General features: G+C 68.4%; 24 protein-coding genes. 5 read left to right on the forward strand and 19 right to left on the reverse strand.

The features are described 5' to 3' along the window. Position 1 precedes the first annotated feature (1 nt). A complete protein-coding gene (locus tag ACK4I0_RS08060) occupies positions 2-688 on the reverse strand; it encodes a glutathione S-transferase family protein (RefSeq protein ID WP_409609755.1) in 687 nt (228 codons plus the stop codon). Positions 689-735: 47 nt separating this feature from the next. Continuing rightward, on the reverse strand, positions 736-1,713 hold the full coding sequence (locus ACK4I0_RS08065; protein ID WP_409609757.1) for a cation diffusion facilitator family transporter: 978 nt from the start codon (positions 1,711-1,713) through the stop codon (positions 736-738). Positions 1,714-1,842: 129 nt separating this feature from the next. On the opposite strand from ACK4I0_RS08065, the gene ACK4I0_RS08070 reads away from it, so the two are divergent. Beyond that, positions 1,843-2,649, forward strand: coding sequence for an undecaprenyl-diphosphate phosphatase (locus tag ACK4I0_RS08070; RefSeq protein WP_409609759.1), 807 nt, complete (start codon positions 1,843-1,845; stop codon positions 2,647-2,649). A 17-nt stretch (positions 2,650-2,666) separates the two neighbouring features. Here the strand turns inward: ACK4I0_RS08070 and ACK4I0_RS08075 are convergent, their stop codons facing one another. Further along, positions 2,667-3,245, reverse strand: a complete 579-nt coding sequence (locus ACK4I0_RS08075; protein WP_409609761.1) for a manganese efflux pump MntP family protein — start codon at positions 3,243-3,245, stop codon at positions 2,667-2,669. 234 nt (positions 3,246-3,479) lie between these two features. After that, complete coding sequence (gene chrA, locus ACK4I0_RS08080; RefSeq protein ID WP_409609763.1) at positions 3,480-4,733, reverse strand: chromate efflux transporter; 1,254 nt, start codon at positions 4,731-4,733, stop codon at positions 3,480-3,482. 88 nt (positions 4,734-4,821) lie between these two features. Here chrA and ACK4I0_RS08085 point away from each other — a divergent pair, with 88 nt between their 5' ends. The 4 genes from ACK4I0_RS08085 to ACK4I0_RS08100 are packed head-to-tail and all read left to right on the forward strand — an operon-like array spanning position 4,822 to position 7,064. Beyond that, positions 4,822-6,000, forward strand: coding sequence for a vWA domain-containing protein (locus ACK4I0_RS08085; protein WP_409609765.1), 1,179 nt, complete (start codon positions 4,822-4,824; stop codon positions 5,998-6,000). 25 nt (positions 6,001-6,025) lie between these two features. Then, a complete protein-coding gene (locus tag ACK4I0_RS08090) occupies positions 6,026-6,526 on the forward strand; it encodes a hypothetical protein (RefSeq protein WP_409609767.1) in 501 nt (166 codons plus the stop codon). Between the two features lie 22 nt (positions 6,527-6,548). Beyond that, positions 6,549-6,680 carry a hypothetical protein gene (locus ACK4I0_RS08095; RefSeq protein ID WP_409609769.1) on the forward strand — a complete coding sequence of 44 codons (132 nt, stop codon included), beginning with the start codon at positions 6,549-6,551 and terminating at the stop codon, positions 6,678-6,680. Between the two features lie 9 nt (positions 6,681-6,689). Continuing rightward, positions 6,690-7,064, forward strand: a complete 375-nt coding sequence (locus ACK4I0_RS08100; RefSeq protein ID WP_409609771.1) for a hypothetical protein — start codon at positions 6,690-6,692, stop codon at positions 7,062-7,064. A 12-nt stretch (positions 7,065-7,076) separates the two neighbouring features. Here ACK4I0_RS08100 and map read toward each other — a convergent pair whose 3' ends face one another. From map to fliG, 15 genes are all read right to left on the reverse strand, one after another. Then, the gene (gene map, locus ACK4I0_RS08105; RefSeq protein ID WP_409609773.1) at positions 7,077-7,856 is read right to left on the reverse strand and encodes a type I methionyl aminopeptidase; all 780 of its coding nucleotides are present in this window, start codon (positions 7,854-7,856) and stop codon (positions 7,077-7,079) included. Further along, the gene (locus ACK4I0_RS08110) at positions 7,853-8,056 is read right to left on the reverse strand and encodes a ParD-like family protein (protein ID WP_409609775.1); all 204 of its coding nucleotides are present in this window, start codon (positions 8,054-8,056) and stop codon (positions 7,853-7,855) included. Before ACK4I0_RS08110 ends, map begins: the two co-directional genes overlap by 4 nt. Positions 8,057-8,161: 105 nt before the next feature. Continuing rightward, positions 8,162-8,791, reverse strand: coding sequence for a hypothetical protein (locus ACK4I0_RS08115; protein ID WP_409609777.1), 630 nt, complete (start codon positions 8,789-8,791; stop codon positions 8,162-8,164). A gap of 50 nt (positions 8,792-8,841) precedes the next feature. Next, on the reverse strand, positions 8,842-9,189 hold the full coding sequence (locus ACK4I0_RS08120; RefSeq protein ID WP_409609779.1) for a hypothetical protein: 348 nt from the start codon (positions 9,187-9,189) through the stop codon (positions 8,842-8,844). A 155-nt stretch (positions 9,190-9,344) separates the two neighbouring features. After that, positions 9,345-9,524, reverse strand: coding sequence for a CsbD family protein (locus ACK4I0_RS08125; RefSeq protein ID WP_409609781.1), 180 nt, complete (start codon positions 9,522-9,524; stop codon positions 9,345-9,347). Between the two features lie 124 nt (positions 9,525-9,648). Next, positions 9,649-10,086 (reverse strand): NUDIX domain-containing protein, encoded by a 438-nt coding sequence (locus ACK4I0_RS08130; RefSeq protein WP_409609783.1) that lies wholly within the window; start codon positions 10,084-10,086, stop codon positions 9,649-9,651. A gap of 9 nt (positions 10,087-10,095) precedes the next feature. Beyond that, a complete protein-coding gene (locus ACK4I0_RS08135; RefSeq protein ID WP_409609785.1) occupies positions 10,096-11,136 on the reverse strand; it encodes a sensor histidine kinase in 1,041 nt (346 codons plus the stop codon). 10 nt (positions 11,137-11,146) lie between these two features. After that, positions 11,147-11,572, reverse strand: a complete 426-nt coding sequence (locus tag ACK4I0_RS08140; protein ID WP_409609787.1) for a response regulator — start codon at positions 11,570-11,572, stop codon at positions 11,147-11,149. Beyond that, positions 11,569-13,104, reverse strand: coding sequence for a sensor histidine kinase (locus ACK4I0_RS08145; RefSeq protein WP_409609789.1), 1,536 nt, complete (start codon positions 13,102-13,104; stop codon positions 11,569-11,571). Before ACK4I0_RS08145 ends, ACK4I0_RS08140 begins: the two co-directional genes overlap by 4 nt. Before the next feature lie 38 nt (positions 13,105-13,142). Continuing rightward, complete coding sequence (flhA, locus tag ACK4I0_RS08150; RefSeq protein WP_409609791.1) at positions 13,143-15,251, reverse strand: flagellar biosynthesis protein FlhA; 2,109 nt, start codon at positions 15,249-15,251, stop codon at positions 13,143-13,145. Next, complete coding sequence (gene bla, locus ACK4I0_RS08155) at positions 15,248-16,165, reverse strand: class A beta-lactamase (RefSeq protein ID WP_409609793.1); 918 nt, start codon at positions 16,163-16,165, stop codon at positions 15,248-15,250. The genes flhA and bla overlap by 4 nt, the downstream gene beginning before the upstream one ends. Positions 16,166-16,167: 2 nt before the next feature. Then, the gene (locus tag ACK4I0_RS08160; RefSeq protein WP_409609795.1) at positions 16,168-17,583 is read right to left on the reverse strand and encodes a sigma-54 interaction domain-containing protein; all 1,416 of its coding nucleotides are present in this window, start codon (positions 17,581-17,583) and stop codon (positions 16,168-16,170) included. A gap of 42 nt (positions 17,584-17,625) precedes the next feature. Next, positions 17,626-17,955 (reverse strand): flagellar motor switch protein FliN, encoded by a 330-nt coding sequence (gene fliN / locus ACK4I0_RS08165; protein WP_409609797.1) that lies wholly within the window; start codon positions 17,953-17,955, stop codon positions 17,626-17,628. Continuing rightward, positions 17,955-18,608, reverse strand: coding sequence for a flagellar assembly protein FlbE (locus ACK4I0_RS08170; protein WP_409609799.1), 654 nt, complete (start codon positions 18,606-18,608; stop codon positions 17,955-17,957). Before ACK4I0_RS08170 ends, fliN begins: the two co-directional genes overlap by 1 nt. 1 nt (position 18,609) lies before the next feature. Next, positions 18,610-19,632 carry a flagellar motor switch protein FliG gene (gene fliG, locus ACK4I0_RS08175; protein ID WP_409609835.1) on the reverse strand — a complete coding sequence of 341 codons (1,023 nt, stop codon included), beginning with the start codon at positions 19,630-19,632 and terminating at the stop codon, positions 18,610-18,612. Positions 19,633-19,637 lie beyond the last annotated feature (5 nt).

The raw sequence follows: 19,637 nt of genomic DNA on the forward strand, positions 1-19,637 counted from the left end.
CTTAGAAATCCAGGTCGTCATACCAGGCCGAGGGCGGGGAGCCGGCGAAGCGGTCGGCGAGCAGGGGGCGGAAGCAGGGCCGCGACTTGACCTTGGAGTACCACAGCTTGAGCGACGGCCAGTTGGCCCAGCTGACTTCGCCGAAATAGTCCAGCACCGACAGATGCGCCGCGGCGACCAGGTCGGCCTGGCTGAGCCGTCGGCCGGCCAGCCATTCACGGGCCGAGGCCAGGGGCTCTAGCTCGCCCAGATGGGCGCGCAGCGCCTCGCGCCCCTCGCGCAGCAGCCGGGCGTCGGGCGAGCCCAGACGCAGCAGCGGCTTCTCCATCCGCTCGTGCAGCAGCACGGCGTTGACCTCGTCCATGAAACGGCGCTCGAACCAGCCGACTAGGCGACGCGCCTCGGCGCGCTCGGCGGGGTCGGAAGCGAGCAGCAGGTCGCCCTTGGCGCGATCCTCGATCCAGCCAAAGATGGCGGCGGTCTCGCACAGGGTCAGCGACTTGCCCCGCTCGGTGACCTGAAGCACCGGCGGCATGCCCGAGGGGTTCATCTCGCCCAGGGGGCAGTCGGGCTCCCACGGGCGAACGGCCGTCTCCTCGAATTCGATCTTGGCTTCGCCCAGCGCCAGACGCGCCGCGCGAGAGGCGGGGTCGAAGGCGAAGTGGAACAGGACGGCGGTCGCGGACATCGTGTGAAAGTCCTGCGCCCGACAGGCTTAAGGACGTGTTTACCGCGTCACGACCAGGGGCCGCTCGGCGCGGAGGGGGACGCATGGACCTCGCGCGAAGCCCCGCCCCTGGGGTCGGCGTGGATCAGGATGTCGGCGCCGGGAAAGCGCTCGGCGATGCGGCCCTCGGCCTCCACTACGATGGCGTGGGCCTGCTCCAGCGTCAGGGCGGGGTCCAGGTCGACGTGCATCTGCACGATCAGCACGGGGCCTGAGCGGCGGGCGCGCAGCTGATGCACCCCGCCGACGCGCGGATCGGCCAGCACGGCCTGGGCCACCGCGGCGCGGTCCTCGGCCGGGGCGGCGCGATCCAGCAACTGGTCGGCAGCGGGGCGCAGCACCCCCAGCGCGCCCCAGAACAGCCAGACCGCCACGATCAGCCCGGCCGCGGCATCCAGTCCGGGCGCCCCGAGATAGGCCCCCGAGACGAGGCCGATCAGCACCACGACATTGGCGGCCAGATCGGCGCTGTAGTGGGCGCGGTCCCCCGTCACGGCCAGCGAGCCGCTGGCCTTGATGGCGCGTGTCTGCATCCACACCAGCCAGGCGGTGATCCCGATGGCGATGACCATGACCCCGACGGCCCAGCCGCCCGAAGTCACCGGCCGCGGGTCGGCGATGCGCTGAACCGCCTCCCAGCCGATGAAGATGGCCGACGCGAACACCAGGCCCGCCTGGACCAGGGCCGCCATGGCCTCGCCCTTGCCGCGGCCGTAGCGATGCTGCTCGTCGGGCGGGGCGGCGGCCCAGCGCACGGCGAAGAAGGTGGCCAGCGAGGCGAACAGGTCCAGCGCCGAATCCGCCAGCGACGCCAGCACGGCCACCGACCCCGAGGCGCCTAGGGCGAAGGTCTTGAGCAGGATCAGCCCCAGCGCCACGGCGACCGAGATGCGTGTGATCCTGCGCGTCGCCAGCCGGCCGGCGGCCAGGGGATCGATCGGGGTATCGGGCGCGGGCGGCGGCGTGTCTGAGGCGGGCGTGCTCATGACCTGCCTTGTCGCGCAAATCGCGCCGGCTCGCCACCACCGCGACAGAGAACCGAAATAGGCGCCAGCCCCGTCTCGCGCGCCCGGTCGCGAGCCGCTAGGGAAAGGGTCTCAACCTTGGGAGACGAGATGTCGGACTGGCTGTCGGCGCTGATCCTGGGCCTGGTCGAGGGCCTAACCGAATTCATACCCGTGTCGTCGACCGGGCACCTGCTGCTGCTGGGCCATTTCATCGGCTTCCAGAGCACGGGCAAGACGTTCGAGATCGTCATCCAGCTGGGCGCCATCCTGGCCATCATCAGCGTCTATCTGAAGCGGCTGTGGGTGCTGGCCATCCGCTGGCCCACCGACCCCAAGGTGCGCCACTTCCTGATCGGCATCGGCCTGGCCTTCCTGCCGGCGGCCTTCGCCGGAGTGGTGATGTACGACATCATCAAGGAGGTCTTCTTCGAGACGCCCGCCATCATCTGCATCGCCCTGATCGTCGGCGGGGTGCTGCTGCTGCTGCTGGACCGGATGAAGAAGGTCCCGACCTATCTGAACGCCGAGACCTATCCGTTCCGGGTCTATCTGCTGATCGGCCTGTTCCAGTGCCTGGCGCTGCTGCCGGGCGTGTCGCGCTCGGGCGCCACCATCGCCGGAGGCCTGCTGCTGGGCACGGACAAGCGTTCGGCGGCGGAGTTCACCTTCTTCCTGGCCCTGCCGACCATGGGCGGGGCGGTGGCCTATGACCTGTTCCAGAACCGCAATCTGCTGGACTTCAACGACGTCGGCCTGATCGCGGTGGGCTTCATCGCCGCCTTTGTGACGGCCCTGTTCGTGGTGCGGTTCCTGCTGGACTTCGTGTCGCGCCACGGCTTTGCGCCCTTCGCCTGGTGGCGGATCGCGGTCGGCGTGGCCGGCCTGATCGGCCTGGCCGTGACGGGCGCCTTCTAGACCCAGGCGGCGGAGCCCTAGGCCGTAACGCCGCCACTCAGCACGCCCGTATGTTCGGCCAGGATCAGCGAGCCGATGGCGATCAGGGCAAGGCCGCCGATGATCTCGGCCGCCTTGCCGAAGCGCACGCCGACGGCCGCGCCGATGCGCATGCCCACCGTGGTCAGCACGAAGGTGGTGAAGCCGATGCTGAGCGCGATGATCCAGATGTTCACGCCGATGAAGGCCAGCCCCACGCCCACGGCCGCGGCGTCGATCGAGGTGCCGACCGCCGTGGCGATCAGGGGCCAGACGCCCGCGCGGCGCGGGGGGGCGTCCTCGTCGGTCTTCTTCAGGCCCTCATGGATCATCTTGGCGCCGACCACCGCCAGCAGGCCGAAGGCGATCCAGTGGTCGATCCGCTCCACTAGTCCGGCGGCGATCATGCCCAGGCCCCAGCCGATGATGGGCGTGATGGCCTCGATCACGCCGAACACCAGACCTGCGCGCACGGCGGCGGGCCAGGTCGGACGATGCGCCGCGCCGCGCCCGACGGCGGCGGCGAAGGCGTCCGTGGACATGCTGAGCGACAGGATCGCGATGGCGCCTGGGGTCACTGGGATACTCCGCCGGGCGAGCAACGAGACGCGCGTCCTTCCGTCAGCCCGGCAAGGCGACAGGACGCGCTGGTCTCGCCAGGTGAAGCCAAGGCTTCACTGATCGCGCCACGCCCGCGCCGAAAACGGCGAAGGCGAATGTGTTGACGCGACCCCGGCCATGACGCTGCCGGCGGCTACTCCCCAACGGGTGGCGCCCCTCTACAGGCGGCGAACGGCGGGGTCAAACGCTGGTCAGCTCGAGAGGAGAACCACGCCGCCCGCCGCGCCGAGAGCGACCACCGCCGGCGTCGCCCACCGCGACGGCCAGAGGTAGAGCACGGCCAGAGCCAGGGCGAACAGGCCGGCGGCGACAGCCAACGGCTGCACACGGGTCGCCAGATTGAACCCAAGCTCCAGGGTCGCGGCGGCGATCAGGCCCACGACGCCGGCGGTGACCCCCTCAAGCAAGGCGTGCAGCTGCCTGTTCTCGACCAGCGCCTCCAGCCGATCGTAGAAGATGAGCGAGAAGGCGAAGGCCGGCGCGAAGACGCCCAGCGTCATGGCCAAGGCGCCCCAGGGGCCGCCGGCGGCATAGCCCACGAAGGTGGCGAAGATGATCAGGGGCGCCGGCAGGACGCCGGATATGGCCAGGCCGTCCAGGAACTGCGACTCGCTGATCCAGCCGCGCCCCACCGCATCGTCGCGCACGAACGGGATGGCGGTGTAGGCGCCGCCGAAGGTCAGCAGCCCCGCCTTCAGCCCGATCAGCAGCAGGCCCGCCAGAGTGGCCGGCTGGGAGGTTTCGCCAAAGGCCGCACCCGTGACGCCGACCGCTTCGCCCTGGCTTATCATGACCAAGGCGGCAAGCCCGGCCCCGGCGGCGGCCAGGACGCTCAGAACCGGGCGCTTCATCCTGGCCAGGGCGTAGACCACGCCGGCCGCCGGCAATGTCAGCCAGAAGGGGGCGCCCACGAGCGCCGCGATCGCGCAGGCCAGGGCCACCATCCACAACACGGGATCGGTCAAGGCGTGCCGTCCGATCCTGTGCACGGCGCGCAGGATCAGGGCGATGACCGTCACCTGCACGCCCAGAAAGGCGGCGCCCAGCAGGCCGCCGTCGATGCCGATGGCGAAATAGGCCCAGGACAGGAGCATCATCAGCACCAGGCCCGGCGCCATGAAGCCCAGGCCCGCCAAGAGCCCGCCCAGACGCCCCTTCGCCCGCATGCCCAGATGAACGCACAGCTCGTGGGCCTCGGGGCCCGGCAGGGCCTGCATGACGCCGAGCAGGCGGTTGAAGCGGGCGCTGGAGATCCAGCCCTGTTGATCGACCAGGGCATGCCGGATCATGGCGATCTGGGCGACCGGGCCGCCCCAGGCCGTGAGGCCGAATTTCAGGAAGGTCCAGAACAACCGGCCATGGCTCATGGGCGGCGGGACGGGCTCGATCTCGGTCTGGGCCATGCAAGCGTCTTCCCGGCGCGATGCGCCATCGGTCTCCATCATGGCGCGCGATCCGCCGCCTGTCTCGACTGTAGTCGCCGCAGGCTTTGACCTAGGATGTCGTCATGATCCCGCGCCCGGAGCCTTGCTGATGCTGCTGCCCTTCTTCGAGGCTCTGAGGCAGGCGCGCGTGCCGGTGTCGGTAAAGGAATGGCTGCACCTGATGGAGGCCATGGACCGCGACCTGGCCGGGCGGCGGGTCGAGGACTTCTACCACCTGTCGCGCGCGGTGCTGGTCAAGGACGAGAAGCACTACGACCGGTTCGACCAGGCCTTCGGCAAGGCCTTCAAGGGGCTGGAGACCCTCGGTGCGGGCGAAGAGGTGTCGGCCGACATCCCCGAGGACTGGCTGCGGCTGCTGAACGAGAAATATCTGACGGACGAAGAGAAGGCCGAGATCGAGGCGCTCGGCGGCTTCGACAAGCTGATGGAGATGCTGAAGCAGCGTCTGGAGGAGCAGCACGGCCGCCACGAGGGCGGCAACAAGTGGATCGGCACCGGCGGGACCAGCCCCTTCGGCCACGGCGGCTACAATCCCGAGGGCGTGCGCATAGGCGGGCCTGGCCGGCACGGCCGCGCGGTCAAGGTCTGGGAGAAACGCGAGTATCGCAATCTGGACGACACGGTCGAACTGGGCACGCGCAACATCAAGGTGGCGCTGCGTCGCCTGCGCCGGTTCGCACGCCAAGGCGCGGCCGAGGAACTGGATATCGACGGCACCATCGACGGCACGGCGCGCCAGGGCTGGCTGGACATCCATATGCGGCCCGAGCGGCGCAACACGATCAAGGTGCTGCTGTTCCTGGACGTCGGCGGCTCTATGGACGCCCATGTGAAGCTCTGCGAGGAGCTGTTCTCGGCGGCGCGCACCGAGTTCAAGAACCTGGAGTTCTTCTACTTCCACAACTGCCTCTACGAAGGGGTGTGGAAGGACAATCGCCGCCGCCACGCCGAGCGCACGCCGACCTGGGATCTGATCCACAAATACCCCGGCGACTGGCGGGCCATCTTCGTCGGCGACGCGACCATGAGCCCCTATGAGGTCACCATGCCCGGCGGCTCGGTCGAACACTGGAACGAAGAGGCCGGCGCCGTCTGGCTGAAACGCGCGCGAGAGCAGTGGGACAAGTCGGTGTGGCTGAACCCGACGCCCGAGAAATACTGGAGCTACACCGCATCCGTCGGCCTGATCGGCGAGGTGATGGAGCAGCGGATGTTCCCCTTGACGCTGGACGGGCTAGACCGGGCCATGCGCAGCCTGACAAGGTAAGACCTCACACGCGGGAGGAACGGCGATGCTGGGCGCGATGATGGGGGCGGGACTACTGATGCAGCAGGTGGTCTGGGGCGCGCCGGCGGCCGCGCCGGCTTCCGAGCCTGAACCCGCACCCGCCGTGGCCTCGACCGTTCCGGACTGGGGGCGAGCCGATCCCTTCGCCTGGGAGCGGTCGCAATGCAGCCCGCTGGTCCGCGCCGCCGATGAAGGCGCCGACGCCTGTCAGGCGCGGGTGCGCGCGACGCTTCGAACCGAACTGGGCGAGGACGCCCTGCCGGCCGCGATGCGCACCCAGCCGATGGAGGAGTGTGGTCCGGCGGGCGAGGCCGGCCGCTATCAGACCCAATGTCTTCCGCGCGAACGCACCAGCCAGGCGACCCCAACCGCGCCCCCCGAACGCCGCTGCGAAGTCCGTCCCCAGCGCGCGGGCCGCGACGGCGCGGTCGGCTTTCAGGAGGTCTGCGAGCCCCGCCCAGGCGAACAGCAGGGCCTGAGTATCAATCTGGGCGGCCGGGACTGAGCCCTTGTGCAGGAGCATTGAGATGAAGGCGTTGTGGTTGGGCGTGAGGGCGGGCTGGCGTGAGGGCCGGCTAGGCGAAGCCGGCATCGTTGCGTGCGGATGTTTCGGCGCCGTCGCTGCAGCGGTGCTGCTGGTCCTGCAGGCTGCGATCTGAGACCGGCGCATGACAACCCCGTTCGAGGACATCTTCGTCGAACTCCGCCGCCGGATGTTGAAGGCGGGCGGTGCCATGGTGGTCACCCGCGACGCGCCGGGCGATCTGGTTCTCAAGACGCCTTGGAACGAGCCTGGAAAGCAAGAGCCGGCCTGGTTCGCCGCGGTGCAGATCAAGAAGGCCTATGTCTCCTGTCACCTGATGCCGCTGTACTGCCTGCCCGCATTGCGCGATCGCGTTTCACCGCACCTGATGAAGCGGATGCAGGGCAAGAGCTGCTTCAACTTCAAGACGGCCGACGCGGCGCTGTTCGATGAACTGGAACGGCTGATCGCAGAGTGTGCTGCGGCCTATGCGGTCCCGGTCAGCCCCCAACCGCATTAGGTCGCTGAAGGGTCAAGCCAGCCGTCCCGCCGCGCCCGCCTCGTCCGGCCGCAGGGTCAGGACGCGCACGCCGGTCTTTGTCACCGCGACCGTGTGTTCGAACTGGGCCGACAGCTTTCCATCCTCGGTGACTACGGTCCAGCCGTCGTCCAGAGTGTCGACCCGGCGGCCGCCCTGGTTCAGCATCGGTTCGATGGTGAAAGTCATGCCTTCGCGCAGGGTCAGGCCGGTCCCCGCCTTTCCGAAGTGCAGTATCTGAGGGTCTTCGTGCATCTCGCGCCCGATGCCGTGGCCGCAATAGTCGCGCACGACGGAATAGCCCGCCTGGCTGGCGTGGCGTTCGACCGCGTGGCCGATGTCGCCCAGGCGCGCGCCGGGGCGCACCGCGCGAATGCCCTTCCACATCGCCTCATAGGTCGTCCGCACCAGGCGGCGCGCGGGGGCGTGGACGGCGCCGATCAGATAGGTCTTGCTGGAGTCGGCGATGAAGCCGTCCTTCTCCAGCGTAATGTCCAGATTGACGATGTCGCCGTCTTTCAGCACGTCGTCGGTCGAGGGCACGCCGTGGCAGACGACCTGGTTGATCGAACTGTTCAGCACGAAGCCATAGCCGTACTGACCCTTGCTGGCCGGCCGGGCCTTCAGCTCGTCGACGATGAAGGTCTCGACTCTGTCGTTAATCTCCAAGGTGTTCAGACCGATCAGGTCCAGTTGGTCCAGGTGGGTGAAAACCGACGCCAGCAGACGGCCGGACTGGGCCATCAGCTCGATCTCTTGCGGCGTCTTGATCATGCTGCGGTGCGGTTCGGGTCGACGCCGGCCGCCTTCAGCTCGCGCGCCATCAGCTCTTGAAACGACAGGCCGGGGTTCAGCTCGCACAGCATCCCCAGCCTGATCCAGAAGGCGGCCTGGCCGTTGATCGAGCGGCATGAGGCCTTGCTGGCGCGGCGCAGCTGTTCGTGCAGATCATCCTCGATGTTGACGATGCCCATGGGCTGGCTCCGACTATATGATGCGTGGGTGTTTCATATACGCGTCAGAGGCACGAAAAAAGGGGCGGCCCGAGAGCCGCCCCTTTCGTCATTATGGTCGCCGGATCAACGGTAGCGCGCGCGTTCCTGCTCGATCTGGTCGGTCGTGTAGGCCGGAGCGCCGGCGTCGAAGCCGGACCAGCCAGTCTCGCGATAGGCCGCGCCGCGCGTGGCCGCATCGTAACCGCGACGGCCGTCCAGGATGGCCTGCAGGCGCGAGGCGTCGCTTTCGTCGGTTTTGACGCTGACCAGGGTGCCGCCGCGACGCACGCCCTCGGCGTAGACGTGGGCTTCTTCATCGCTGTGGCCCGCATCCTTCAGCGCACCGAGGATGCCGCCCGTGGCGCCGCCGGCGGCCGCACCGACCGCAGCGCCGACCGCCGTGGAAGCCAGCCAGCCGGCCGCAACCACAGGGCCCAGGCCCGGGATGGCCAGCATGCCCAGGCCCGCCAGGGCGCCCGCGCCGCCGCCTAGAACGCCGCCGGTGGCCGCGCCCTTGCCGGCGCCTTCGGCGATTTCACCGCGCGAATCGTCGCTCAGGTTCTTTTCGGGATGCTTGTGATCGGCATGCCAGTTGTCGGCATTGTTCGACACGATGCTGATGTCGTCCGAGCGGACGCCGGCGGCCTCCAGATCGGAGACGGCGTCCAGCGCCTGGGTGTGAGAATCAAACAGCCGGGTGAGGGTGGTCGCCATTGGGGCGCTCCTTGAATTCAATAGATGGGATGCAGGACGAAGTGCGCGGATCAGCGCGCGGTCACTTCGCCCTTGAAGTCGACCGAGACCGTGGTCTGCGCGCCGTTGCGCATGGCTGGGGCCGACCACACCCCCTGAGCGTCCTGAGACAGTTCGCCGACGTCGGTGTAGCCCGCCTTCTCGATCGCCTCGCGCGCCTGGACGCTGGTGAAGGAGCTGGCGCCGGGCGTCAGGGCGCCGGTCTGGGTTCCGTCGGTGTTGACCGCCGGGTTCATCGGCGATTCGGGCGCCGCGACGATCGGGCCGTCGGTTTCGCCGGTCGTGGTGGTGGTTTCCGACTGACCGCAGGCGGCCAGAAGCAGCGTCGTCGCTCCGAGAGCGAGGCCGATTTTCAACATGTTAGGTCCTTCCAGGAGTGGTCCCTTAGGAAGCGGCGGCGACCGCGATCGTTCCAAAGAAATCGGACAATCGGCGGTATCTCAGGCGCCGGTCCGCAAATAAAAACGCCGCCCCCTTCGGAGCGGCGTCTTGGTCGTCAAAGTGGCGCGGTGGTTCAGTCCTTGCCGCGCAGCGCGTCTTTCACGCCGCCGACGGTGTTCTGGACCTTGCCTTCAACCTGATCGGCCTTGCCTTCGGCTTTCAGCTTTTCGTCGCCTGTGACATTGCCTGCGGCTTCCTTGATCTTGCCGCCCATGTTCTTGGCGGCGCCTTCGACTCGGTCGTGATCGGCCATGTTGATCGTCCTTCCAAATGCCGGCCCTCATGGCCGCGCTTCGGAGAGGAAAACGGCTTTTCGCTCAAGGCGTTCCGGATGCGCTGGCCACAGTTTCGTGACCTAGTCGGTGGAACCTAAACGCTCAGCGCCTCATCCAGGCCGCGACGGCCCAGGCGTGGGCGTCATGGCGAAGGTGGGCCAGGGCGTAGGCGGGGTCCAGCCAGACGAGCTGATGATCGTCCTCGGACTTGGCGGCAGGGTCCTCGGATAAGACCTCCGCGGTCCAGAAGCCGCCGACATTGTAGACCGGCTCGCCGTCCGATTTCAGGAAATGCTGGCCGGCCTCGGCAATGCGGTCGCGCGGGGTGATGGTCAGGCCCGTCTCCTCGATGAACTCGCGCGCCAAGGCTTCGGCCTCGGTCTCTGTGCCGTCCACGGCGCCGCCGGGCAGGTCGAAATAGGCCCCGTCCTCACGCTCGACCCGCACACAGGCCAGCCGGCCCTCGCGCTCGACCAGGCCGAAGGCGGCGGCGCGGTGGCGATAGGTCAGGGCGGGATTGCGGGGGCCGAAGTCAAGCATGGCGACAGCCTACAGGTCGAACGCCATGCGGGCGCGCACGCCCTTGTGCGCCTTGTCGAACTCGACCGCCGAGCGCAGGCCCTGGGCCATGGCCGAAATGATCTTGCCGCCGAGGCCGGTGCCCTTGACCGAGCCGTCGCCCAGGCCGGGGCCGTCGTCCTCGACCGTCAGCAGGGCGCGGCCGTCGGGGCTCTGCTCCAGAATGATGCGGATTTCGCCGGTCTCGCCGGGTGCATAGGCGTATTTGACGGCGTTGGTGACCAGTTCGGTCACAACCACGCCCAGCGACACCGCCTGGTCGGTGCTGACGCAGATCGGCGCGGCCTGGAGCGTCAGGCGCGGCGCCTCGCCGGCCGGGCCGACCGACTTGCCCAGTTCGTCGATCAGGCCGCACAGATATTCATCCATCGCCACGGTCGACATGTCGCCCGAGGCGTAGAGGCGGCGGTGGACATGGGCCACGGCCTCGATTCGGGCCTGGGCCTCGCGCAGGGCCGAGCGTGCGCCCTCGTCGCCCAGCTGGCGCATCTGCAGGGCCATGAAGCTGGACACCAGCTGCAGCGAGTTGCCGACCCGGTGGTTGACCTCGCGCAGCATGGCCTCGGCGCGGTCGCGGGCGATGCGGACCTGCTCCTGGGCCTCTTCGTTGGCGCGTTCCAGGTGACGGCGCGTCAGGGCGTCTTCCAGGGCCGAGCGCAGCAGGGCGGTGAAGTCCTCGCTAACGTCCTTGATGACGTAGTCGGCGGCGCCGGCGCGCAGGGCGGCCACAGCGATGCGGCCCTCCTGGGCCCCGGTGACATAGACGACCGGCGGCGCCTCGGGCAGGGCGACGATCTCGGGCAAGACGTCCAGCCCCTCGCGGCCGGGCATGTAGTGGTCCAGCGCGCAGATGTCGAAGCCGCCGCCGCGCAGCGTCTCCAGCCCCGCATCCCCGTCAGGCGCGCAGGTCACGGCGTAGCCGTGGCGGCCCAGCTCCTTTTCGACCAGCCGCGAGAGGCCGCGGTCATCGTCGATGTAGAGCAGCCGGATGGGGGCGGTGGTTTCTTTCACTCGGTCCTGATTACTCAATCTCTGGCGCCTGCATCACCGACAGGAACAGGCCCAGCTGGCGGATGGCGCCGGCGAAGCTTTCGTAGTCGACGGGCTTGGTGATGTAGACGTTGCAGCCCAAGTCGTAGCAGCGCTGGATTTCGACCTTGTCGTCGGTGGTGGTCAGGATGACGACCGGAGCGCGGCGCAGGCGCTCGTCGCCCTTGACCCGCTCCAGGATGTCGGTGCCCGACATGTCCGGCAGGTTCAGATCCAGCAGGATCAGCATGGGCCCGTTGGCCCGCACCTCGGGCGAGAACAGATAGTCGAGCGCCGAACCGCCGTCGGCGAAGTGGGCGATCTCATTGGAGATGTTGGCGCGCCGGATGTTCTTTTCGATCAGCTTGGCGTGACCGTGGTCGTCCTCGACCATGACGATTTTCACAGGCGTGGTCATAGGGTGTCTCCGGTCTCTGACAGGACGAGGCGTTTGGGGAATTTCAGACGGAAAGTCGAGCCCTTGCCAAGCTCGGACTCGATTTCGACGTCACCGCCCAGGCGGCGCGCGCTGTTGCGCACGAAGGCCAGGCCAAGGCCCTCGCCGGGACGATCCTGACGGCCCGAGCGGCGGAACAGCTCGAAGATGCGCTCGTGGTCGCGATCCGAGATGCCCCGGCCGTTGTCGATGACACGGTATTCGACCCAGGCGCCGCCCGGCAGATCGTCGCCCTCGATGCGGATCAGGCCGGGCCGGTCGGCGTCCAGGTATTTGACGGCGTTGTCGATCAGGTTGCCCAGGATCTGCTCGACGGCCAGGCGGTCGCTGACCAGGCCAGGCAGGGGGGCGACCACGATCTCGGCGTCGGCGGCGTCGGTCTGGTGGCGCACGCTGTCGGCGATCGTCTGGGCGATCTCGGTCATGTCCAGCGCTTCTGGCGTCAGATTGCGGCGTCCGTCGCGCGACAGCTTCAGGATGGCGTTGATCAACCGGTCCATTTTGCCGGTCGAGGCGCGGATGAAGCCGATGGCCTCGGGCACGTCCTCGCGCACGGCGATGACGGCGTCCTGTTCGATCAGGTCGGGGCTGGCCGTCTCCAGCCGGTTGATCTGCAGCTCCAGGGCCTTGCCGGCCTGTTCCAGTTCGGAGGTGTAGCCCATCACGTTGACCAGCGGCGCGCGAAGGTCGTGGCTGACGATATAGGCGAAGCGCTGGACTTCTTCGTTGGCGCGGGTCAGGGCCGCGGTGCGGTCGCGCACCTTGCTTTCCAGGCCGGCGTTCAGCGCGCTCACTTCATCCCGAGCCGACTGCAGTTCGAAGATGTAGCGCCGCATCAGCCACAGGCTCATTCCCGCGAAGACGACGATCAGCACGCCGCCCATGGCGTTGATGAAGGCGGTGAAGCCCGAGGCCCATTCCGACTGACGGGTCCGAAACTGCAGCCGCGTCGCCTTGATCTCATCGATGGCGGCGATCTCGGCGCGCATGGCGTCCATCAGCGTCTTGCCTTGGCCGGACCGCACTACCTGCACGGCCTCGCCGATACGGCCCTCGCGCGACAGGGCGATGCTGCGTTCCATGATTTCCAGGCGCTGGTCGGCCATTTCGCGCACGCGGACCAGCCGCTGGGCCAGATCCGGGTCATCGAGCGTGGCGGTGTCCAGATACTCCATCACCGGCGGCAGGGCCTCCAGCGCGTCATTGTGGATGCGCAGATATTCTTCGCGGCCCGTCAGCAGATAGCCGCGCTGGCCCGTCTCGGCGTCGACCAGAAGATTCAGCGCGTCCTTCGCCTTGAGCCGGATCTGCAGCCCCTCTTCCACCGTCTCGTTGAAGGCTGCGGTGCGCTGGATCATGACGATGGTCGTCGCATTGATCAGGAGCAGCAGGGCCAGAGACACCGTCAGCAGCGCGACGATCGTGCGGCTGAGCGACGGGGTGCGCAGGAAGCGGCCCAGGGCCGACAGGGATTGGCGAAAGGCCCAGCTCATGCGCCGAAGCTTTGGCGGCGCGCGTCGGGCTTGTCCAGTCAGACCGCCCCGATGGTGCGCAGACGAGCGCGGGGGTGCACCTCGTTCTGGCTCATCACCACCGTCTGACCGCGGAACCGCTCGATGATCGAGCGGACGTAGGGGCGGGTTTGCGGGCTGGTCAGCAGCACGCCGGTCTCGCCCGACATGGCGGCGCGCTCGAACACGTCGCGCACCGAGCGGATGAAGTCCTGTAGCCGTGACGGCGCCATGGCCAGCTGCTTGTCCTCGCCCGGGCCGACGAGGCTTTCGGCGAAGGCCTGCTCCCACTCGGGCGACAGGGTGACGATGGGCAGGGCGCCGTCCATGCCCTTGTGCTGCCAGCACAGCTGACGCGCCAGGCGGGTGCGCACGTGCTCGACCAGCTGAGTGACCGACGAGGTGTGCGGCGCGGCCTCGGCCAGACCTTCCAGGATCGAGGCCAGGTCGCGGATGGAGACCTTCTCGCGCAGCAGCGACTGCAGCACGCGTTGCAGGGTGGTGACGGTGACGACCGAGGGGATCAGCTCCTCGACCAGCTTCTTCTCCTCGCCCTGAAGCTCCTTCAGCAGCTTCTGCACCTCGGCGTAGGAGAGCAGGTCAGCCATGTTCTCCTTCAGGATCTCGGTCAGGTGCGTGGTCAGCACCGTCGACGGATCGACGATGGTGTAGCCGCGGAAAGTGGCGTCCTCGCGCAGGGATTCGTCGATCCAGGTCGCGGGCAAGCCGAAGGCGGGCTCCTTGGTGTGCTCGCCCGGCAGTTCGACCTGGCGTCCGGCCGGGTCCATGGCCATCAGCGAGCCCAGGCGGACCTCTCCGGCGCCGGCCTCCATCTCCTTGATGCGGATGGCGTAGCCCTGGCTGGGCAGGCGCATATTGTCCAGGATGCGCACGGACGGCATGACGAAGCCGTACTCCTGCGCCAGCGAGCGACGCAGGGCGCGGACCTGATCGGTCAGGCGGCGGCCCTCCAGGTCGTTGATAAGCGCCAGCAGCGAATAGCCCAGCTCGATCTTGACCTCGTCGATGGCGAGCGCCGTGCCGATCGGCTCCTCGACGTCCTCCTTGGGCGGGGCGTTGGCGGCGGCGATCTCCGCCTCGCTCGGCTGAGGCTTGAGCCGCGCCCGACCCAGCCGCCAGGCCAGCACGCCGGTGCCCAGCGACAGGGCGGCGAACGGCAGCAGCGGCATGCCGGGGATCAGGCCGATCAGGCCTGACGCCGCCGACACAACGCCCAGGGACACCGGATTGGTCGCCAGCTGCGCGACCAGCGCCTTGTCAGCAGAGCCTTCGACGCCCGCCTTCGACACCAGGAAGCCGGCGGCGATCGAGATGATGATGGCCGGCACCTGGGTCACCAGGCCGTCGCCCACGGTCAGCTGGATATAGGCGTTGGCGGCGTCGCCGGCGCTCATGCCGTGCTGCATCACGCCGATCAGCATGCCGCCGATGATGTTGATGAAGACGATGATCAGGCCGGCCACGGCGTCGCCCCGCACGAACTTCGAGGCGCCGTCCATAGCGCCGAAGAAGGTCGATTCCTGCTCAAGTTCCTTGCGGCGCAGCTTGGCCTGGTCCTCGGTGATCAGGCCCGACGACAGGTCGGCGTCGATGGCCATCTGCTTGCCCGGCATGGAGTCCAGGGTGAAGCGGGCCGAGACCTCGGCGATGCGGGTCGAGCCCTTGGTGATGACCACGAAGTTCACCACCAGGATGATGGCGAAGATGATCAGGCCGATGATGAAGCTGCCGCCCATCATCAGCGCGCCGAACGCCTGGATCACCTGACCGGCCGCGCCGTGGCCCTCGTGGCCGTGGGTCAGCACCAGGCGCGTCGAGGCCAGGTTCAGCCCCAGACGGAACAGGGTGGTGACCAGCAGCACCGTCGGGAAGATGGCGAAGTCCAGCGGCCGCTTCATCGCCACCGCCGTCATCAGCACCAGCACCGACGAGGTCAGCGACAGCGCCAGCAGCACGTCCAGCAGGAACTTCGGAATCGGCAGGATCAGCAGCAGGATGACGCCGATGACGCCCACCGCCATGGCGACCTCGCCGCGCAGCAGCCAGCCGCGCACGTCCTTGCCCGAGGGGCGCGCCATGCCGTCCTTCATCAGCACGGCGTCGGTCATGCGGGCGTTCCCAGGGCCGCCAGCGCGCGGCGCGTCGCTTCGGCGATGGCGGCCTCTCCGGCCGCGTCCGACCCGCCGGGCGCGCCGTGGAAATAGGCGGCGATGACGATGGGCGGACGGCCGGGGGCCTGGATCAGGCCGATGTCGTTGACCGGGCCGTAGCCGCCGGTGCCCGTCTTGTGCGCGACGGTCCAGCCGTCAGGCGCGCCCGCCTTGATGCGGTCCGCCCCGGTCGGGGTGTCGATCAGCCAGCGCATCAGCCGCGCCTTGGAATCCGCGTTCAACGGCGTGTCGCTATCGACCAGCAGACGGCGGATGTTGGCGGCGGACTGCAGCGGCTGGATGGTGTCCTTGTCGCCGTCCAACCGGTTCATCTCAGGTTCCAGGCGGTCGACGGTGGTGCTGTCGTCGCCCAGGCCGCGATAGAAGGCGCGCAGGGCGTCCAGACCGCCCATCTCGCGGATCAGGATGTTGGCCGCCGGATTGTCGCTGAGCTCGACCGTGCCCTTCATCAGTTGTTCGACGGTCAGGGTCGAACCGATCGCCGGCTGAGTGGTCGGGGCGTGGTTGATCATGTCCGCGCGGGTGATCGGAATGGCGCGATCGAGGCGTTCCTGGCCCGCCTGGACGCGCAGCAGGGTCGCGGCGGCCAGATACATCTTGAAGGTCGAGCAGTAGACGAACCGCTCTTCGCCGCGCCAGGCCAGGCGACGACCCGAGGCCAGGTCGTGCACGGCGAAGCCCAGGCGGTCGCCGGGGCGAACCTCGAGCGCGGACAGGTCCAGCAGCTCGGGCGCGGCGTCAGGCTTCTGCGCAGCCGTTTCGGCGCGCGCGCAGGCGGTCAGGCCCACGCCGGCGAACGGCAGGGCGGAGAGGGCGAACAGGATGCTTCTGCGGTCCGCGCGGGGGGGCATGGTCAGGCCGCGTAGCCGGAGGCGGCGACGCCGGACTGCGGGGCGGGGATGGCGGTCCCCTCGTCGGCGTATTCGTTCAGCTTGTTGCGCAGGGTGCGGATCGAGATGCCCAGGATGTTGGCCGCATGGGTGCGGTTGCCCAGGCAGTGCTGCAGCGTATCCAGGATCAAGCTCTTCTCCATCTGCGCCACGGTCTGGCCGACATGGGCGCGCGACAGGGCGTCGGCCGTTTGGGCCGCGCGGCCCGCCGGGCCGGCGTCATAGCCCGCGCCGACCGAACCGGAGGCTGCGGGCGCCGGGCCGCTGTTCAGCAGGGGCTGGCCGTCGGGCAGGCGAATGGCCTCGACATCGATCTCGGGTCCGACCGCCAACAGCACCGCGCGGTGCATGGCGTTCTCCAGCTCGCGGACGTTGCCCGCCCAGCGGTGGCCCATCAGGGCGCGGCGGGCCTCGGCCGAGATCGGCTTGACCGGCACGCCGTTGGCGGCGGCGTATTTCTTGACGAAATGATCGGCCAGCACAGCGATGTCGCCCGGCCGCTCGCGCAGCGCAGGCAGGCGCAGGTTCACGACGTTCAGCCGGTACAGCAGGTCTTCGCGAAAACTGCCTTCAGCCACCGACTTGGCCAGGTCGCGGTTGGAGGTGGCGATGATGCGGATGTTGACCGGCACCGGCTTGGTCCCGCCCACGCGGTCGATGACCCGCTCCTGGATCGCGCGCAGCAGCTTGGCTTGCAGACGCACGTCCATTTCGGAGATTTCGTCCAGCAGCAGGGTGCCGCCGTCGGCCTCTTCGAACTTGCCGATGCGGCGGGCCACGGCGCCGGTGAAGGCGCCCTTCTCGTGGCCGAACAGTTCGGATTCCAGCAGGTTGTCGGGAATGGCCGCGCAGTTGACGCTGATGAACGGCTTGTCGGCGCGCTTGGAGCCGGTGTGCAGGTGTCGGGCCATCACCTCCTTGCCAACGCCGCTTTCGCCAGTGATCAGAATGGACGCTTCGGACCGCGCGACCTGATCGGCCAGACCGATGACGGCTTTCATCGCCGGGTCGGCCGAGATCATCGGCCGCTCGTCGTCGGCCACGGCCGACAGCACCGCCGCGATCAGGTCCGCCTCGGGCGGCAGGGGGATGAACTCCTTGGCGCCGGCGCGGATGGCCCCGGCGGCGTCGGCGGCGTCGGCGTCCACGCCGCAGGCCACGACCGGCACATGAATGCGCTCCGCGTCATTGGCCGCGATCAGGGCGGCGATGTCGACGCGGTAGTCGACCATCAGCAGGTCGGCGCCCTGGCCGCGGCGCAGCTGTTCGGTCGCCTGGTCCCCGCGCTCGACGTGCTGGACCTTGGCGCCGTGGGCCATGGCCATCTTCACCGCCGTCGCCAGCTGTCCGCTGAGCCTGCCAACCACCAGAAGCCGCATGGGTCTTCTCCTCTAAGTCCTGTCCGAAGAAACGGCGGCCGATCAGGCGCCGGAATCCTCGGTCTTGATGATTTCCGTCATGGTCACGCCCAGGCGGTCTTCGACCACCACCACCTCGCCGCGCGCGACCAGGCGGTTGTTGACGAAGATGTCGATGGCCTCGCCCACCTTGCGATCCAGCTCCAACACCGAGCCGCGGTTCAGCTTCAGCAGCTGGGCGACCGACATGTGCGACTTCCCCAGCACCGCCGAGATGTTGACCGGCACGTCGAAGACGGTGGCCAGGTCTGTGGCGGTCTTCTCGCTGTGATCTTCCGGGCCGGGCAGGGCCCCGCCGTCGGTGAACTCTTCAAGGGACATGGCGTCGGACATCAGGCGGCACCTTGTTCGGACAGGTTTTCAGCGTGGCCGGCCTCGGCCGCCAGGGCGGCGTCCAGGGCGGTCGAGATTCGGGCGAAGGCCTCGTCGGGCGCGAAGTCCGCGCGGCCGTCGGACCATTCCAGCTGGAAGGCGGCCGGATGGCCCGGCTCGTCGCGAAAGGCGACCAAGCCGGTGAAGCCGGCGTCGGCGCACTGACGCTCGATGGCGGCGCGGCTGTCGTCGTCCAGACCGGCCATGCGCACGACCAGACGCGGCGAGGCGTCGATCTCCTGGCCCAGCGCTTCCAGCGCGGCCGTCAGGGCTCCGGTCGGCAGGCGGTCCAGGGCGGCGGCGGCGACAATGCGGCCGCAGGCCAGGGCCAGCTGGGCCGACTGGGCGCGGTGAGCCTCGGACACGGCGGCGAGCGCGGCGGCGGACTCCGACACGCACTGGGCGACCGTCGACAGGGCCATGGCCTGAAGCCCGGCGGTTTCGTTCAAGGCCTGTTCGCGCGCCTCGATGCGGGCTTGGGCCACCAAGGCCTCGACCTCGGTCGGTGAATAGGAGCGCTTGGCCGGGCGGAAGCTGGAGGCGGCGACCACCACGCCCGAGGCGTCGAATTCGGTGTCGAAGGCGAAGGGGCGGCTGTTGAGGGGCTGGCTCATGTCAGTAGATCAACTCGTCGTCAGCGCCCGAGCCGGCCAGGATGATGTCACCCTTGGCGGCCAGATCCTTGGCGGCCTGGACCATGGCCATCTGCGCGGTATCGACGTCCTTCAGACGCACCGGGCCCATCGACTCCATGTCCTCGCGCATGATTTTGGACGCGCGCTCGCTCATGTTGGAGAAGAACATTTCGCGCAGCGATTCCGACGCGCCCTTCAGCGCCAGGCCCAGCTGGTCCTTCTCGACAGCGCGCAACAGGGTCTGCACCCCGCCCGGATCCAGCTTGGACAGGTCCTCGAAGACGAACATCAGGGCGCGGATGCGCTCGGCCGCCTCGCGGTTGCGCTCCTCCAGCGCGCCGATGAAGCGCGCTTCGGTCTGGCGGTCGAAGCTGTTGAAGATGTCGGCCATCATCTCGTGGCTGTCGCGCTTGGAGGTGCGGGCCAGGTTCGACATGAATTCGGTGCGCAGGGTCTGTTCGATCTTGTCCAGAATCTCGCGCTGCACCGGCTCCATGCGCAACATGCGCTGCACGCACTCCAGGGCGAAGTCCTCGGGCAGGGCGGTGAGCACGCGCGCGGCGTGCTCGGGCTTGATCTTGGACAGGACGACCGCGACCGTCTGGGGGTATTCGTTCTTCAGATAGTTGGCGAGGACGGCCTCGTTCACATTGCCGAGCTTGTCCCACATGGTCCGGCCGGCCGGACCGCGGATCTCCTCCATCAGCCCTTCGACGCGGTCGCCGGGCATGAAGGCGGCCAGCAGCTTCTGCGTCTGTTCGAAGCTGCCCATGACCGAGCCCGAGCCGGCGGCGCCAGACACGAATTCGATCAGCAGCTCCTCGACCACATTGGCGCTGACCGTGCCAAGGCCCGCCATGGCCTGAGAGATTTCCTTGACCTCGTCGTCATCCAGGTTCTGCCACAGCTTGCCGTGGTCCTCGCCCAGAGACAGCAGGATGACGGCGGCCTTCTCAGGCCCCGTGAGCTTCCTGGCGTCCTCGACCGCCGGCTTCTTGTTGATCAGCC

The organism is Brevundimonas sp., assembly GCF_046295775.1.
GTDB lineage: Bacteria > Pseudomonadota > Alphaproteobacteria > Caulobacterales > Caulobacteraceae > Brevundimonas.

What these genes read in the sequence shown, in the direction of transcription:
- ACK4I0_RS08060 (WP_409609755.1), bottom strand. Translation starts at nt 688, where the DNA reads ATGTCCGCGACCGCCGTCCTGTTCCACTTCGCCTTCGACCCCGCCTCT.
- ACK4I0_RS08065 (WP_409609757.1), bottom strand. Translation starts at nt 1,713, where the DNA reads ATGAGCACGCCCGCCTCAGACACGCCGCCGCCCGCGCCCGATACCCCG.
- ACK4I0_RS08070 (WP_409609759.1), top strand. Translation starts at nt 1,843, where the DNA reads ATGTCGGACTGGCTGTCGGCGCTGATCCTGGGCCTGGTCGAGGGCCTA.
- chrA (WP_409609763.1), bottom strand. Translation starts at nt 4,733, where the DNA reads ATGATGGAGACCGATGGCGCATCGCGCCGGGAAGACGCTTGCATGGCC.
- ACK4I0_RS08085 (WP_409609765.1), top strand. Translation starts at nt 4,822, where the DNA reads ATGCTGCTGCCCTTCTTCGAGGCTCTGAGGCAGGCGCGCGTGCCGGTG.
- ACK4I0_RS08090 (WP_409609767.1), top strand. Translation starts at nt 6,026, where the DNA reads ATGCTGGGCGCGATGATGGGGGCGGGACTACTGATGCAGCAGGTGGTC.
- ACK4I0_RS08095 (WP_409609769.1), top strand. Translation starts at nt 6,549, where the DNA reads ATGAAGGCGTTGTGGTTGGGCGTGAGGGCGGGCTGGCGTGAGGGCCGG.
- ACK4I0_RS08100 (WP_409609771.1), top strand. Translation starts at nt 6,690, where the DNA reads ATGACAACCCCGTTCGAGGACATCTTCGTCGAACTCCGCCGCCGGATG.
- map (WP_409609773.1), bottom strand. Translation starts at nt 7,856, where the DNA reads ATGATCAAGACGCCGCAAGAGATCGAGCTGATGGCCCAGTCCGGCCGT.
- ACK4I0_RS08110 (WP_409609775.1), bottom strand. Translation starts at nt 8,056, where the DNA reads ATGGGCATCGTCAACATCGAGGATGATCTGCACGAACAGCTGCGCCGC.
- ACK4I0_RS08115 (WP_409609777.1), bottom strand. Translation starts at nt 8,791, where the DNA reads ATGGCGACCACCCTCACCCGGCTGTTTGATTCTCACACCCAGGCGCTG.
- ACK4I0_RS08120 (WP_409609779.1), bottom strand. Translation starts at nt 9,189, where the DNA reads ATGTTGAAAATCGGCCTCGCTCTCGGAGCGACGACGCTGCTTCTGGCC.
- ACK4I0_RS08125 (WP_409609781.1), bottom strand. Translation starts at nt 9,524, where the DNA reads ATGGCCGATCACGACCGAGTCGAAGGCGCCGCCAAGAACATGGGCGGC.
- ACK4I0_RS08130 (WP_409609783.1), bottom strand. Translation starts at nt 10,086, where the DNA reads ATGCTTGACTTCGGCCCCCGCAATCCCGCCCTGACCTATCGCCACCGC.
- ACK4I0_RS08140 (WP_409609787.1), bottom strand. Translation starts at nt 11,572, where the DNA reads ATGACCACGCCTGTGAAAATCGTCATGGTCGAGGACGACCACGGTCAC.
- ACK4I0_RS08145 (WP_409609789.1), bottom strand. Translation starts at nt 13,104, where the DNA reads ATGAGCTGGGCCTTTCGCCAATCCCTGTCGGCCCTGGGCCGCTTCCTG.
- flhA (WP_409609791.1), bottom strand. Translation starts at nt 15,251, where the DNA reads ATGACCGACGCCGTGCTGATGAAGGACGGCATGGCGCGCCCCTCGGGC.
- bla (WP_409609793.1), bottom strand. Translation starts at nt 16,165, where the DNA reads ATGCCCCCCCGCGCGGACCGCAGAAGCATCCTGTTCGCCCTCTCCGCC.
- ACK4I0_RS08160 (WP_409609795.1), bottom strand. Translation starts at nt 17,583, where the DNA reads ATGCGGCTTCTGGTGGTTGGCAGGCTCAGCGGACAGCTGGCGACGGCG.
- fliN (WP_409609797.1), bottom strand. Translation starts at nt 17,955, where the DNA reads ATGTCCGACGCCATGTCCCTTGAAGAGTTCACCGACGGCGGGGCCCTG.
- ACK4I0_RS08170 (WP_409609799.1), bottom strand. Translation starts at nt 18,608, where the DNA reads ATGAGCCAGCCCCTCAACAGCCGCCCCTTCGCCTTCGACACCGAATTC.